Source organism: Niallia sp. MER 6, from assembly GCF_023714395.1.
In the GTDB taxonomy this organism is placed as follows: domain Bacteria; phylum Bacillota; class Bacilli; order Bacillales; family Cytobacillaceae; genus Niallia.
Genome location: NZ_JAMAUK010000005.1, coordinates 224,595 through 238,917, shown reverse-complemented (window position 1 = coordinate 238,917; position 14,323 = coordinate 224,595). Strand labels below are relative to the sequence as shown.

The 14,323-nt window shown below is 40.0% G+C and carries 14 protein-coding genes, 1 pseudogene and 1 riboswitch; of the genes and pseudogenes, 2 read left to right on the top strand and 13 right to left on the bottom strand.

Annotated elements, in window-relative coordinates; translation table 11 throughout:
- Nucleotides 1-25 precede the first annotated feature (25 nt).
- Nucleotides 26-664 carry an MOSC domain-containing protein gene (locus M3600_RS09755; protein WP_233313661.1) on the bottom strand — a complete coding sequence of 213 codons (639 nt, stop codon included), beginning with the start codon at nt 662-664 and terminating at the stop codon, nt 26-28.
- A gap of 167 nt (nt 665-831) precedes the next feature.
- On the opposite strand from M3600_RS09755, the gene M3600_RS09750 reads away from it, so the two are divergent.
- Nucleotides 832-2,127, top strand: a complete 1,296-nt coding sequence (locus M3600_RS09750; RefSeq protein ID WP_267913275.1) for an MFS transporter — start codon at nt 832-834, stop codon at nt 2,125-2,127.
- Nucleotides 2,128-2,210: 83 nt separating this feature from the next.
- On the opposite strand, the gene M3600_RS09745 is transcribed toward M3600_RS09750, so the two are convergent.
- The 3 genes from M3600_RS09745 to M3600_RS09735 form a co-directional block, all read right to left on the bottom strand.
- Complete coding sequence (locus M3600_RS09745) at nt 2,211-4,085, bottom strand: PTS fructose transporter subunit IIABC (RefSeq protein WP_251645635.1); 1,875 nt, start codon at nt 4,083-4,085, stop codon at nt 2,211-2,213.
- Between the two features lie 78 nt (nt 4,086-4,163).
- Entirely contained in the window at nt 4,164-5,069 is a 906-nt protein-coding gene (pfkB, locus tag M3600_RS09740; RefSeq protein WP_233313659.1) for a 1-phosphofructokinase, read from the bottom strand.
- Nucleotides 5,066-5,818, bottom strand: coding sequence for a DeoR/GlpR family DNA-binding transcription regulator (locus tag M3600_RS09735; protein ID WP_233313658.1), 753 nt, complete (start codon nt 5,816-5,818; stop codon nt 5,066-5,068). The genes pfkB and M3600_RS09735 overlap by 4 nt, the downstream gene beginning before the upstream one ends.
- Before the next feature lie 273 nt (nt 5,819-6,091).
- Between M3600_RS09735 and M3600_RS09730 the strand changes: the two genes are divergently transcribed.
- Nucleotides 6,092-6,442: a hypothetical protein gene (locus tag M3600_RS09730; RefSeq protein ID WP_233313657.1), complete on the top strand. Its 351-nt coding sequence runs from the start codon at nt 6,092-6,094 to the stop codon at nt 6,440-6,442.
- A gap of 166 nt (nt 6,443-6,608) precedes the next feature.
- Here M3600_RS09730 and M3600_RS09725 read toward each other — a convergent pair whose 3' ends face one another.
- The 9 genes and pseudogenes from M3600_RS09725 to M3600_RS09685 form a co-directional block, all read right to left on the bottom strand.
- Entirely contained in the window at nt 6,609-7,160 is a 552-nt protein-coding gene (locus tag M3600_RS09725; RefSeq protein WP_233313656.1) for a GNAT family N-acetyltransferase, read from the bottom strand.
- A 36-nt stretch (nt 7,161-7,196) separates the two neighbouring features.
- A complete protein-coding gene (locus tag M3600_RS09720; RefSeq protein WP_251645629.1) occupies nt 7,197-7,925 on the bottom strand; it encodes an exonuclease domain-containing protein in 729 nt (242 codons plus the stop codon).
- 4 nt (nt 7,926-7,929) lie between these two features.
- Entirely contained in the window at nt 7,930-8,910 is a 981-nt protein-coding gene (locus M3600_RS09715; RefSeq protein ID WP_251645627.1) for a DUF294 nucleotidyltransferase-like domain-containing protein, read from the bottom strand.
- Nucleotides 8,911-9,028: 118 nt separating this feature from the next.
- On the bottom strand, nt 9,029-10,294 hold the full coding sequence (locus M3600_RS09710) for an ammonium transporter (protein WP_233313653.1): 1,266 nt from the start codon (nt 10,292-10,294) through the stop codon (nt 9,029-9,031).
- Between the two features lie 328 nt (nt 10,295-10,622).
- Nucleotides 10,623-10,703 (bottom strand): annotated as a pseudogene (locus M3600_RS29345) (YjcZ family sporulation protein); the annotation flags it as partial.
- A 154-nt stretch (nt 10,704-10,857) separates the two neighbouring features.
- Entirely contained in the window at nt 10,858-11,544 is a 687-nt protein-coding gene (gene thiE, locus M3600_RS09700; RefSeq protein WP_237941533.1) for a thiamine phosphate synthase, read from the bottom strand.
- A 17-nt stretch (nt 11,545-11,561) separates the two neighbouring features.
- Nucleotides 11,562-12,374 carry a bifunctional hydroxymethylpyrimidine kinase/phosphomethylpyrimidine kinase gene (thiD, locus tag M3600_RS09695; protein ID WP_251645625.1) on the bottom strand — a complete coding sequence of 271 codons (813 nt, stop codon included), beginning with the start codon at nt 12,372-12,374 and terminating at the stop codon, nt 11,562-11,564.
- Between the two features lies 1 nt (nt 12,375).
- Nucleotides 12,376-13,203, bottom strand: coding sequence for a hydroxyethylthiazole kinase (gene thiM / locus M3600_RS09690; RefSeq protein WP_251645623.1), 828 nt, complete (start codon nt 13,201-13,203; stop codon nt 12,376-12,378).
- Between the two features lie 138 nt (nt 13,204-13,341).
- Nucleotides 13,342-13,451: riboswitch (TPP riboswitch) on the bottom strand.
- Nucleotides 13,452-13,499: 48 nt separating this feature from the next.
- Nucleotides 13,500-14,288 (bottom strand): TIGR03943 family putative permease subunit, encoded by a 789-nt coding sequence (locus tag M3600_RS09685; RefSeq protein WP_251645621.1) that lies wholly within the window; start codon nt 14,286-14,288, stop codon nt 13,500-13,502.
- Nucleotides 14,289-14,323: the final 35 nt, after the last annotated feature.

Sequence of the window (14,323 nt, the reverse complement as noted above, 5' to 3'; positions counted from 1 at the left end):
TATGTCAAGGAATTTTACATAATTTTTATTTCTGCAATGCTTTTTGGAAACGGTTCGTCCAGTCAGCGGCAAGATCTTCAAGCTGCAGCATCCGCTCTACTTCTTTTTTATTATTCCGGTCAAGGAGCATTACTTTCGTAGCATCCCATACAGAAATTTCCTCTTGTTTACGTTCAAGCAATATTAGAGGCGAAGACGATGAAACGGTTCCTTCTTTTAGAACCTTCAGAAAATAGCCTGTGTAGCATGTTTCTACTATCTGACCTAAAAATGTCGGAATGTCATTGTACTTGGATATCGTACTGCACGGAATTCTTCCTTGCGTGACTTGGATAACAGCATCGCCAACTGAAAAAACATCACCAATATATGTATTCTTTTCAAGCATGCCTGTGCCGCAAATATTTTCCCCGAAAACTGGCGGTTTTAATACAGTGTTAAACTTTTTTTCCCAATTTTGATAATGCTCATATGAATAAAAGCATACAGCCCTGTCTCTGCCACCGTGAAATTCTTCGTTAGCAACACCATCGCCGTCAAAGCCGTCGAATGATAAAAAACATTCTTCTAAAACCGTTTTACCAATGGCAGTTGAGACATCTCTGCCGTTCCAATCATAATTCTTTGGCTTGCCCACACTTAAACAGATTATTTCTCCCTTCATCTTATCCTCCCAAGTGTTTTTTAATTATTATAACGCTAATCCTTTTATGCGAACAGAGCTTTACATAACTTGCGTTCACAGTATTTCCTAAAAATCTCAAGTGTAAATAAAATCGTACAAGTACATATTATTAGTAGTCAGCACTATTTAAATCAAGGAGAATTTAAATGGATCACATAAATGAGGAAAAAGGCTTTTTCAGTTTTAGTGATGAACATAAAAAAAAGGATAAAGCAAACAAAGATACAGCTAATAAGGGTAAAGATGTAAAAGTTACAAAAATGTCTGTTTTGTCTATTTCTTCCATACCATTAGTAATGACGCTTGGAAATAGTATGCTGATACCAGTATTGCCAAATATCGAGAGTCAACTTGGCATCTCGTCTTTTCAGGTGAGCATGATTATTACTGTTTATAGTATTTTGGCGATATTGCTCATTCCTGTAGCCGGTTATTTATCCGACCATATCGGCAGAAAGAAAGTCATTATTCCAAGCCTAATCATTGCCGGAATTGGAGGAGCGATTTGCGGCTTTGCAGCATGGAAAATAGAGAACTCTTATTGGATTATTCTTGCAGGCAGGGCATTGCAAGGCATAGGAGCCGCAGGAGCATTCCCGATTGTATTGCCTCTTGTTGGTGACATGTTTAAAAAAGAAGAGGAAATAAGCAGCACATTAGGTGTGATTGAAACAGCCAATACTCTAGGTAAGGTGCTGAGCCCTGTGCTTGGTGCAATCATAGCCGGAATTGTCTGGTTTATGCCATTTTGGGCCATACCTGTATTTTGTCTCATTTCCATCCTTCTCATCATGATTTTTGTTAAAGTGCCTGGAGGTCCAAGTGAACCGCCGCCTTTCAGGGTGTTTATCCAACATACGAGAAAAGTAATGAAAAAAGACAAAAAATGGCTTTATGCTATTTTTTTAATTGGTGTTATCATCATGTTCGTCCTTTTTGCGGAACAGTTTTACCTATCAGACATACTTGAAAAAAAATATCATATAAAAAACATAAAAAAAGGGATGTACTTGGCGATACCACTTGGAGCACTTTGTCTGACTTCATTCATTACAGGAAAGAAAATTAAAAAAGACCAAAATTTGATGAAGTGGATTACTTTCACAGGCATCGTGTTCATTATTATTGGGACAGTTGCCCTCAGCTTTAATGATAATTTATGGTATATCATCTCCGTACTAACTATTTCAGGAATTGGAATTGGCGCAAGTCTTCCCCCATTAGATGCCCTCATTACAGAAGGGATTGAAAAGGAAGAACGCGGCACCATCACAAGCCTGTACAGCTCGATGCGCTTTATTGGTGTCGCAGCAGGGCCTCCGATTATGGCATTGTTAAGCAAGGAAATGGAAAGTCTTCAATTTTATATTTTAGCAGGCGTTGCCTTAATCGCTGCACTTGCTGTGTTATTCCGAATAAAAGCAAAAGGAAATGCCCATTAAATCGGCACTTCTTTTGCTTTTAATATCGTTTTGCTACAAAAAAGGAACCTGCTAAAACTGCAGGTTCCTCCCTAAATTAATTATTATTTTTTCTCTGCGACTGGCTTCTTCAAAATACCTAGAAGGATTGCTCCTACAACAGCACCGATAATTACTGCCAACAAGTATAGCAGCCAGCTGCCATCCACAAGACCGAATACGAAAATACCGCCGTGTGGTGCTCGTAAACCGATGTTGAACAGCATTGATAATCCACCTGTGATTGCTGCACCGATTGCAACAGATGGGATTACACGCAGCGGATCAGCTGCTGCAAATGGAATTGCACCTTCTGTGATAAAGGAAAGACCCATAATGTAGTTCGTTGTACCAGCATCTTTTTCTTGCTTTGTAAACTTATTTTTGAAAATAGTTGATGCTAATGCAATTGCAAGCGGCGGAACCATTCCACCAGCCATTATTGCTGCCATCGGCTCATAAACACCGTTAGCAATTAGACCTGTTCCGAATACATATGCAGACTTATTGATAGGACCACCCATGTCAATAGCCATCATTGCACCAAGGATAATACCAAGCAGTACAGCGTTAGCTGTGCCTAGTCCTGATAACCAGTTTGTAATAGCCGTGTTTAGATCGCCAACTGGACCGATTACAACATAATGCATGATTAAACCTGTAATTAAAATACCAAGCAGTGGGAATAATAGAATTGTTTTAATACCTTCAAGAGATCTTGGCAATACTTCCAGTGCCTTCTTAATTCCGATAACTACATAACCTGCAAGGAAACCTGCGATCAAGCCGCCTAAGAAGCCTGCACCGCCATTTGCTGCCATAAGACCAGCAACCATACCTGGAGCGAAACCTGGGCGATCAGCAATGCTCATTGCAATAAAGCCTGCTAGAACTGGAACTAGCAAGGAGAATGCATTGTCTCCGCCGATTAGCTTCAAGACTGCTGCAAAAGCATTATAGCTTGGGTCGGTTTCAACTGATGAGTTATAGCCAAACATAAAGCTGATAGCGATTAAGATACCGCCGCCGACTACGAATGGAAGCATGTTAGAAACACCATTCATCAAGTGTTTGTAAATACCTGCACCGCCTTTTTTGCTGCTTTCTTCAGCTTCTTTAGCACCAGAACCACCTTGATAAACAGGAGCTTCCTGCTTTAGCGCCTTGTCGATAAGCTCTGCCGGTCTTCTAATACCATCAGCAACTGGTGTTTCAATGACATGCTTGCCTTTAAAGCGCTCCATTTGCACCTTCGTGTCTGCTGCAACAATTACTGCTGTAGCGTTTTCAATTTCTTCTGCCGTGAGGACATTTTTCGCACCGCCTGAGCCGTTTGTTTCAACTTTAATATCAACACCTAGCTCTGCTGCTTTTGATTTCAAAGAATCAGCTGCCATATACGTATGTGCAATTCCTGTTGGACATGCTGTAACAGCAACGATAAAGTTCTTTTTATCAGCAATGTTTTGCTCCTCTTGTTCCTCTTCCTCATCATAGCTGTCGATGATGTCCACTACATCTTGTTCTGTTGCAGCAGCAAGCAGCTTAGCTCTGACTTCTTCCTTCAATAGAATGGTAGAAAGTCTTGATAATGCTTCGAGATGGGTATTGTTTGCACCATCTGGAGCGGCAATCATAAAGAATAAATGTGCCGGCTGACCATCTAAAGATTCATAATCCAGTCCACTTACAGAACGGCCAAATGCAATCGCTGGTTTTTTAACAGCACTCGTTTTCGCATGAGGAATCGCGATTCCTTCACCGATACCTGTTGTGCTTTGCTCTTCTCTTTTTAAGATTGCTGCTTTATATTCTTCTTTATTTGCTAACTTTCCTGCTGTGTCTAATTTTGCCACCAATTGATCGATAGCTTCTATTTTTTGTGTTCCTTCTATATTTAAAAGGATAGTATCACGCGTCAGCAATTCTGTTATTCTCATCTGTAACGCTCCTTTTCGCTGATAATGTTAATTGAGCTTACAGCTTATGCATCCATCTGGATACACAAGCTGTAATCATTACTTCAGTATTACTTGCTCAAGCAAGCTTTCGACTTTCTCTTTCGTGCATAAACCGATAGAGAAGGCTGTTGCGCTGCCCGAAGCAATACTGTATCGGAATGATTCTTTTAAATCTTGTGTCTCATTGTATTTAGCAAGGAAACCGGCAACCATGCTGTCTCCTGCTCCGACTGAGCTTTTGACTTCGCCTTTTGGCACAGTGCTAATAATTGTTTCGTGCTGGTTAATCAATACTGCACCATCTCCGGCAAGGGAAACAATAACATTTTGTGCGCCAAGCTCTAGCAGTTTCTTCCCATATGGGATAACATCCTCTGCTGTTGTAATGGTTGTATTAAATAAATCTCCAAGCTCATGATGGTTCGGCTTGATTAAGAATGGATTATACGGAAGCACCTTCTTCAAAAGGTCTCCTTCTGCATCCACTACAAAAGATACATCGTTCTCAGAGCAGATTTTTACGAGCTCTTCATATGTGTTTGCTGGAAGTGTAGACGGTATGCTGCCTGCTAGCACTAACATATCTTCCGATGTCAGCTTGCTGATTTTTTCTTTCAGTTCTGCTAATTTCTCTTCAGAAATTGCCGGGCCTGCTGCATTCAATTCTGTTTCATCTGCAGCCTTCACCTTCACATTAATTCTCGTATCTTCTTCTACTTCCACAAAGTCAGTGTCAATCGCTTCTTGTTTAAGCTGATCTTTTATATAGCTGCCAGTGAATCCGCCGACAAAACCAAGTGCTTTGCTTTGTACACCCATCCTTTGCAGTACTTTGGAAACATTGATGCCTTTTCCTCCTGCAAACTTGCTCGTGCGCTCTGTTCTGTTCAATTCTCCTAAATTCACTTCGCTAAGTTCAATGATATAGTCAACAGATGGGTTCAATGTCAACGTATAAATCATGCTGTCACAACCTTTATACTAGTTTTTTTGCTGTACATCTCTAAAATCTCGCCATCATTACCGTTTGTAATGATAGATGCTTCATGGATGTCGGCAATCTTTGAAAAATACACTTCAGAAAATTTTGTGTCATCTGCTAGGAAAAACGCTTCTCTTGAAAGCTCAATCGCCTTGCTCTTAACCATTGCTTCCTCTTGATCAGGAGTAGTATATCCAAATTCAGGATGAATACCGTTTGTTCCCATGAAGCATTTATCAAAGCGGTACTGGTTTAAGCTTAATAGTGCACCTCTGCCTACAAGTGCGTTTGTTCTTTCCTTTACATATCCTCCGATTAGATAGGTTTGGATTCCTGAGGAAAGAAGTTCCTTCATATGCATCAGACCATTTGTCACCACGACTATTTTCTTTGTTTGCAAAAAAGGAATCATCTCCGTAACAGTGGAACCAGCATCCAAATAGATACTTTCGCCTTCTTCGACAAGATTTGCAGCATATGCTGCAATCATTTTCTTTTCTTGAAGGTTTTTGGCTGATTTTTCATCCATGCTCGGTTCGTTCATTTTTCCTTGCAGTCGTGCTGCGCCACCATGAACTCTTTTTAAAAATCCTTCTTGCTCTAATTGTGTCAAGTCTCTTCTGATTGTGCTTTCAGAAGTTTCCGTCGCGTCTACTAAATCCTGTATTTTAACAATGTTTTGTTGTTTTAATAATTGCAAAATCAGTGAATGTCTTTCTGGTGTTAACAACTGCCCACATCCTTTCTTTTAATGAACTGGGTTTGTTGTCGATAGACTAATAATACTGTAACCGATTTCAGATTTCAAGCATTTTCTTTCAAAAACATTCAAAAAAAATCATATCTTGATAGTTTTTGAACGTTTTATTATTTTTTATAATATTTGCAGATTTCCGATTATACGCTCGAACGGTGTCGAAACTTGTAATCTCATTGCAACATTCTACAGTTTCTCCTATAATTAATAACAAGATTCACCAAATTTCTTAAAGAGGAAAACTATATGAAAAAACTTTCTTATTATTATCTGGAGTTCATTAAAATCTTAGCGACAATCGTTATCCTGTTTGCATTATTTGGAACGATAAATGATGTCATCATTCAACTGATTAGTGGAACGTCTTTTCCTGACACATCCATGTTCCAAGGAAAAAGCTATTTACTGCTACTTTTCATAGCACAGTTTATTGGTTTTGCGATTATTACAGTTGTCCTATATGTAAATATCATTTCATTTGTTGGATTTAACCAACAAAAGGGACGTAGAAAATTTCCGAAAACTTGGGTACAAAAACTGATTATCATTGCACTCCTTTTAATTTTCGCTTTTTATATTGTGCTTCTGTTCCATTAAGAAGTAAATATTTGCGCTAAATTGCTGAATATGATACTATCAAATCAAGATATAGGTAATTCTATTAAAAAATTATCTATATATAGTGATATCCTTCTTAATTATCCAATCTTTCCGCTTCCGATGAAGCGGTCTTTTTTTGTAAAAAAAAGGACCGAGTCTTCTTTTACAAAGATTCGGTCCTTTTTCTTTCCTTATATTCTGCTTTCGTTATCGCGTAATAAAGACTCGTAACAGTCATCTCTTCAAAAGCCTTCAGTTGTTCCATTTTTTTATACCTGTAAGTAAAACCGCATTTTTCCTGAACCCGCCCAGACCTGTCATTGAAATCAAACCGGCCGCACCAAATCACATCTGCATCCAACTGATTAAAGCCATGCTCAAGGATTAATTGAACCGCCTCCGGCATAATTCCTAATCCCCAATAATCAGGGTGGAGCGCAAACCCAATTTCCAGCTCTTTCAATCCGGAGCTCTTCTCTCCTTTATATGAATGCAAACCAATACTGCCAATCACCTTGTTTATGTCAGGCAACAAAATCGCATAAACTTCTGCTTTCATTAAAAACAACCGAATAATCTGCTTGCTTTCTTCTTCTGTTCTATGGGGCTTCCAGCCAGCGTTTGGGCCAACTTCTTCTCTTTGCGCATATTCGAAAAGATCGCTTGCATCCGCCAGACTCCAGCTCCGCAACAGCAGTCTGCTGCTTTTTAGCATGTGTTCCCACTCTTTTCTTGTATGTTGTTTAAAAATTTATCTTCTAGCTAGCATTTCATAAATATCCTGCAATGTAACACAGCCTAAGTCCTGCGCTTTTTTTAAATAGCGCGTCCAAAGCTGCGCAGTCAATCTCGCATCCCCAAGAGCATGATGCCGGTTATTTGCCGGGATGCCATTTAAAGAGCACCAATCCTCCAGACTGACAATTGTTTTATTTGGTTCAACAATTTTAAACAAAAAAGCAGTATCAACAACACGGTGTTTAAATGGTGTCTTGAATTGCTTCCAGCACGCAGACTGCATAAAGTTCTTTTCATGTGACGAATGATGAGCGACAAGTGTATCATTTTCAGCAAACGCAAAAAACTTTACGAGCGCCTCTGATAACAAGGGCGCTTCTTTTGTGTCCTCATTTCGTATTCCTGTTAGTAACGAAATTTCTTCAGGAATAGGACCATTCGTATTTACCAATGTGTAAAATTCTTCCTCTGTCACTGTACAGCCCTTTACTTTAACAGCACCAATCGAAATAATCTGGTCGCCCTTATCTGGGAAAAAACCGGTTGTTTCTATATCAAAAACTACTGTCTCAATGTCCTTCAACGCCAACTGGGAAGCAATTTCGATTTTCAATTCCTTTTGAAGCTGTCTCATAAATGCATGCTGCTGGGAATTTAATGCCCCTGTTCCTTGATTAAACACATTAGAATTCATCTTGCCATATAAGTCTCTCATATATTGAAAAAAAGATTCCACACCCACATTTTCACCCTTTTTCAATTAGCCTTTTCACTTGCTGATATAGCTTGATTCCTTTTCTCAGCAAATGCTTTACCTCTGTTCTTTCTTCCTTTGTCAATTGGTTAATATTTAAGAAATGGACATCACTGTAGTCCTTATCATCCTGAAATGAAGCTGTGCGATAGGTGAGAATCCGCCGAAAATAGCGCTCATATTCTACCATTAACGGTTCATAGACACCGATCTTCTTCAAATCTGCCATCCTGCCTAATGTAGAGGTAGCGATAACTCCCTCTTTTATCGCAAGCAGCCTAATTGAATTAACATAAGGCAAATACAGCGTATTCTTCATATGCAGTGAGCCGCGATGCACTCCTGTCCGCTCCACAAAAAACTGGCCAAAAATGCCGACTCCTTTTTTAATTCTCATCACATTATTTAAAAATCTGACAAGCAAGGCAGGATGCTGTTCCCTGTACGCATGGATAACGGATCTTAGCTCGTTTACAAACTCTTTGTTGCCGATAAGTTCTCTACTGTCATAAAAAATCTGCAAATAACGAATTGATTCCCAATTCTCCATTTCCATCCATTTGTTCAGCTGTTCTTGCCATTCTGCAAAGGATTTACACCAAATAGGATTGCTGCTCATAACATTGCCTTCACAATAAGGATAGCCGACCGTGTTTAGTGCATCACTCACCATCTTACCGAGAGCTAAAAAGTATTCTTGCACAAAAGGAGCATCCTTTTGAAAAATCATCCCATGATCTTGATCACTAATGACACCTTGCTCCTTCCTGCCTGCACTTCCTGTTACAAACCAGGCAAAATCACAAGGCGGTTTTCCATGCTCTTTTATAAACTCCTCATAAACAGCACCAAATGTTTCTGTTAAGATTAAATCATGCTGGTTGTTAAGGGTTTCATTCGTTAAACGATGAAGTTTCTTAAAACCTTCCTTCTCTCTCTTTAACTCTAATAATCTTCCATTATATGAGCACATCCACGCACTTCCTTGCACATATATAGTTAATAATATTTTAGCATATTTTTTAAAAAATGAAGCTTATAAGAAAGGAGAAGCCTCACTTTTAAAAGTGAGGCTTGCTTTATGTCATGTATTAGACGCTTTTTGACTCATCCTTTGGCAAGAACACTTCTGGATAACCGTATGTTCCATGCTCACTGATGTCTAGACCCATAATCTCCTCTTCTTCTGTTACGCGCAGTCCACTGATCTTTTTAATTACAAACAAGATAGCAAAGCTGACAACGAATGCGAATAATGCACATGTTACAACACCTAACGCCTGAACACCTAACTGATGGAAGCCGCCGCCGTAGAATAAACCTGGCTGCCCAACAGTAGCTAACTCTTTCGTTGCGAACAACCCAGTTGACAATGTTCCCCACACCCCTGCAGTACCATGAACAGATAGTGCAAAAATCGGATCATCAATTCTTCTGTTCTCAAAGAATCGAACACTGTAGAAAACAAGAATTCCAGCAATTAAACCAATTACAACCGCACCCCAAGTATCAACGAACGCACATGATGCAGTGATTGCAACAAGCCCAGCTAATGCTCCATTAAGCGTTGTTGTAATATCTGATTTTCCTAGGACAATCCAAGAGATTAACAATGCAGAAACCGCTCCGGCAGCTGCAGCTAAGTTTGTATTCAAAGCAACAAACCCGAAGAATCCATCTGCAACAGAAACTGTGCTTCCAGCGTTAAACCCGAACCAGCCGACCCAGAGAATAAGTACACTCAATGCCGTATACACTTGGTTATGACCGAAAATCGGATTAGCAGAACCATCAGCATTGTATTTACCGATACGAGGCTTTAAGAGAATAGTAGCAGCAAATGCAGCCATCGCACCTGTTAAATGCACAACCGTTGATCCAGCGAAATCCTGCTTCCCGTGTTCAGCAAGCCAGCCGCCGCCCCAAATCCAGTGCGCAATGACCGGATATACAATGGCAGAGAATAGAACGGAGAAAATCAAGTAAACTGATAATTTAGCACGTTCTGCAAAACCGCCAAGTGCAATTGTTAAGGAGATTCCGGCAAATGCAAGCTGGAATACGAAGAATACTGAAGTCTGCAGCGCAGCATCCGGAATTTGTTCACCAGAGTAGAAGAACTCTGACATTCCAACAAAAAAGTTTGCATTTCCTCCAAAAATAAAGCCATAACCGACAGCCCAGAAAACTAATGAAGAAATTCCGAATGTGAAGATTGTTTTGCCGGCAATATGACCAGCATTTTTCATTCTTGTGGAACCCGCTTCCAATAATATAAATCCGCCAATCATAAAAATAACTAAAATTGCACCAACCATCGTCCACAAGCTGTTCATCAAAAATTCTAAATTATCCATTAAGTCATTTTCCCCCTTTTTGTGATTTAGTTTACATGAAGTGTCATATAATCTAACACTTGATAAACCTTATTTTACCGATATAAAAAATTCTGTCAATATTTTTTATAAATTTAATTTTCTAAAAACTTAAATTATTTTAACTAAGCTTCTCTTTCCCTATCTCTAATACGCTTTCCAGATATTTATGTATAAAACTTACTGCATAGATGAAGATTCAACAAACTGTTAACAGATGGTATTCCATGCTATCCCAATCACCAACTTACGTAACAAAAGTTGACATAAACAAAAAAAGCCAGCCTTTTCAGGCCAGCTTTAAAAATTATTAGCAAATCAATGTTGCACCAACAATGATTAATAGTATAAACAATACAACGATCAACGCAAAGCCGCCACCATAACCGCCGCAGCCTCCGCCGTAACCATATCCGCCATATCCGTAACCGTACATAGAACATCTCCCTTTCTGATTTCGTATTTGCAGCTTTTTTCGTGTTTCCTTTGCTGCTTGCTACAAAATCATCTTATGCGGTAAATGTCTATTTGGCTGGGTGTTTGCCTTAATTTTCGCTAAAAACCTTGTTTTTTTCAGAGTGATTCGATACTGCTGCCAATACACGCTCTGTTTGGAGCTGTGGATTGTTTGATGCGCTGATTTCGGAAATAAGTGCGACACCGTCGCCGCCTGCTTCCATTACTGGTGTGGCATTAGCCGCGGTTATCCCGCCAATTCCAACAATGGGTATGTCGGTATTTTGTCTCCTTACATCCTTAATTAATATTGTACCACGCACTTCTTTTGCATCTTTTTTTGTATTCGTTGGGTAAATGGGGCCAATCCCTATATAATCAGCACCTGCTAATATTGCTGCCTCTACTTCCGCGAGACTGTGTGCAGACACACCAAGAATTTTATCACCGATTTTTTCTCTGACAGAATGTGCCGTTTCATCATCCTGACCAATATGCACACCGTCTGCATTTAGTTCTACTGCTAAATCTACATCATCGTTAACAATGAATGGAACTTTATAAGATTTACAAAGCTGCTGAAGCTTTTTGGCAAGCTCCTTTTTAGCAGAACCAACGAGGGCATTCTCTCCTTTTTCACGGAACTGGAACATAGTGATGCCCCCTTTCAGCGCTTGTGTAAGCACTTCTTCTGGAGGCAGCTTGCTGTTATTACTGCCCATAATAAAATAAAGCTTCATCAGCTGCTTCATTTCCTGCACTGTGTATTTCTCCATGACCTTTCTCCCTTTCCCTACTGTAATGATGATGCACGCATCTTTGCATAAGCCCAATGATTAGTTGGGCCATGCCCTTGGCCTATGTTCAAATCATGCTTTATTGCTAAATAAACAAATTCCTTGGCCGTCTCAAATGATTGGCGAACAGACAGCCCGTTTGCCAGAGATGCTGCCATTGCTGCTGCAAAGGTGCAGCCTGTTCCGTGCGTGTTCTTCGTATTCAGTCTTTTTGAGTCAAGAGTAAAAAAGACACTGCCATCATAAAGCAAATCAACAAGGTTATCCCCATCACCGTGACCGCCCTTTATTACAACATGCTTAGCACCCATGCTATGAAGCAAAACAGCAGCTTCCTTCCTTTCGTCCATACTGCGAATCGACAAGCCTGTCAGAACTTCGGCCTCAGGGATATTCGGTGTAATGACTGTTGCTAATGGGATAAGATGCTCCTTCAAGGCGGTAACTGCAGCATTTTGCAGCAAGCTCGCTCCCCCCTTTGCAATCATAACAGGATCTACTACAATGTTCTTCCATTCATATTGCCTGATTTTTGCTGCAACAAGCTCGATAATACCACTGTCAAAGAGCATACCCGTCTTAATAGCATCTGTGCCGATATCTGTGGCGACTGCGTCAATCTGTTTTTCAATTGATTCCAAAGACATAGGATAAACAGCAGCTACTCCTAAAGTGTTTTGTGCTGTTACTGCTGTAATGGCTGACATGCCGTACACACCGAGCTCCTGAAATGTCTTTAAATCTGCCTGAATACCTGCACCGCCTCCAGAATCTGAGCCGGCAATTGTCAAGGCTATTCTTTGCTTCATATCACTCACCTGCTTGCATTGTTATTTTTTTATAGTTCCTAACATCCTCTTCAGCAATGCTGTATAACGCATCTAAAAACGCTGTCTGAAAGCTGCCCGGGCCAATTTCCGGCTTATTATCTACAACTTTTTCAGCGGCAATCCCATAAACAGCCAGACCGCTAGCTGCTGCAAGGAGCACGTCTTGTTCCACAGCGATAAACGCAGCCAAAACAGACGATAGCAGGCAGCCTGCGCCAGTCACTTTTGTCATGATAGGATGACCATTGCCAACATAATAAATATCCTGCCCGTTTGTCACAACATCCTTCTCTCCTGTAATACATACAGGTGCACCGATTTTTTGCGAGGCTTTAACAGCGATTGCTGCATGATCATCTAAGGAAGAAACAGAATCCACTCCTCTTATTTCTGCTGCCATTCCGGCAACATTTGCAACCTCGGCAGCATTCCCCCTCAATAACGTTATATTAACCTCTTGCAAAATACGCTGAATGGAAGTGGTGCGAAAAGCCGTTGCACCAGCTCCAACTGGATCTAGAATTACTGGTGTATTAGCAGCGTTCGCTGCTTTTCCGGCAATAATCATGCTTGTTACATTGTCAGCATTTAATGTACCGATATTTAACACGAGAGCATCTGCTACTGATGCCATATCTGCAACCTCTTCTTTCGCATAAGCCATCACAGGAGAAGCGCCAATTGCCAGCAATCCATTTGCAGTGAAATTGGTGACAACTACATTCGTGATATTATGGATAAGCGGCGTTTTCTCTCTTAATCTGGTAAGAAGCTCTTCTGCTGTTGGGTTGTGTTTTACTGATGTCATTTTTTCTTCCCTGCCTTCTAGTATTATTTCCAAACAAAAAAGCTCATGTTTAAAGTAACTCGGAAAATGTCGTTAGACCTTCGGGAGTTTACAAAAACATAAGCTTAAAAACGAAAAAACACTTTGCCTAAACAAAGTGTCTATTATTATGTACACTCCCTGCGCTGGCATTATCCAACAGGTTCATACGGTCGATGACAGTTAGTCATCCTCTCAGCCTGATTCCACAAGCTCCCGATAAATATTTTATTACTATTATCTTATAAGAACAGTGAAAATTTTGCAAGATTATCAAACTAGAAGAGATATAAATACTCATCCTTTGGCGCCTCATCAGCTTTGATGCTGTCCACTTTAATGGTCGGCATGGCACCGCCGTCGATTTCTTGTTTTACAACCGTTCCTTTTATTTCATACCAGCCATTTGTTTCTGCGGATTTAAGATTGCCATTAAGCATATAGCCATACACTGACAAATCGACAATACAATGTGTCATGACATATCTTGCAATCACTGCCTCATTTTCTGCAAATCCATCTTCTCTGTAAATAAAACCTTTCATCACAATCTGTGTTCCTTCCACATCATCCAGCTGATTATTTAGCACATCCATTACTTGGAAATAATTCTCATCATCGACCTCAATATACTTCTTGTCATTTAGAACAGCTGCAAGCTCTATCGCTGAATCCGTTCCTTCTGCAAGCTTCGTTGTATTTCCTTCATGAGCTGTAAGCTTGGCCAAGGCATCATCATGCAAGGAATAGTCGCTTAACGAAAAAAACAGTACAAGAGGACTTAAGAAAAAGAGATACGATAAAGTGAGCTTCCACGGCGGAACATTTTCATCACATACATCACAGTCACAATCTGCTCCTTTTAAGTTACTGTTTAACAGGCGAAAAAAGCCGAGCAAAAACAATAGGCCCATCGATATAAGCAAAAAGGGAAGCATCTTAGGTGCAACAAAGGCAGTAAGCATATTTTTCACATACAGCTTAAATATAATGAGACTAAACCCGATCATAATAATTCCTTGCATTTCATTTGAAAGCTGCCACATCGGACTCCAACGTAATCTCATTTTTCATTCCTCCTTTATGACAGTTTTTGGACAAT

Bases quoted from the DNA above. Each gene is read 5' to 3' on its own strand.
- M3600_RS09730 (WP_233313657.1), top strand. From the start codon at position 6,092: ATGAAAAAACTTTCTTATTATTATCTGGAGTTCATTAAAATCTTAGCG.
- M3600_RS09755 (WP_233313661.1), bottom strand. From the start codon at position 664: ATGAAGGGAGAAATAATCTGTTTAAGTGTGGGCAAGCCAAAGAATTAT.
- thiM (WP_251645623.1), bottom strand. From the start codon at position 13,203: ATGACATCAGTAAAACACAACCCAACAGCAGAAGAGCTTCTTACCAGA.
- M3600_RS09710 (WP_233313653.1), bottom strand. From the start codon at position 10,294: ATGGATAATTTAGAATTTTTGATGAACAGCTTGTGGACGATGGTTGGT.
- M3600_RS09750 (WP_267913275.1), top strand. From the start codon at position 832: ATGGATCACATAAATGAGGAAAAAGGCTTTTTCAGTTTTAGTGATGAA.
- M3600_RS09725 (WP_233313656.1), bottom strand. From the start codon at position 7,160: ATGCTAAAAAGCAGCAGACTGCTGTTGCGGAGCTGGAGTCTGGCGGAT.
- M3600_RS09745 (WP_251645635.1), bottom strand. From the start codon at position 4,085: ATGAGAATAACAGAATTGCTGACGCGTGATACTATCCTTTTAAATATA.
- M3600_RS09685 (WP_251645621.1), bottom strand. From the start codon at position 14,288: ATGAGATTACGTTGGAGTCCGATGTGGCAGCTTTCAAATGAAATGCAA.
- thiE (WP_237941533.1), bottom strand. From the start codon at position 11,544: ATGGAGAAATACACAGTGCAGGAAATGAAGCAGCTGATGAAGCTTTAT.
- M3600_RS09715 (WP_251645627.1), bottom strand. From the start codon at position 8,910: ATGTGCTCATATAATGGAAGATTATTAGAGTTAAAGAGAGAGAAGGAA.
- pfkB (WP_233313659.1), bottom strand. From the start codon at position 5,069: ATGATTTATACGTTGACATTGAACCCATCTGTTGACTATATCATTGAA.
- thiD (WP_251645625.1), bottom strand. From the start codon at position 12,374: ATGAAGCAAAGAATAGCCTTGACAATTGCCGGCTCAGATTCTGGAGGC.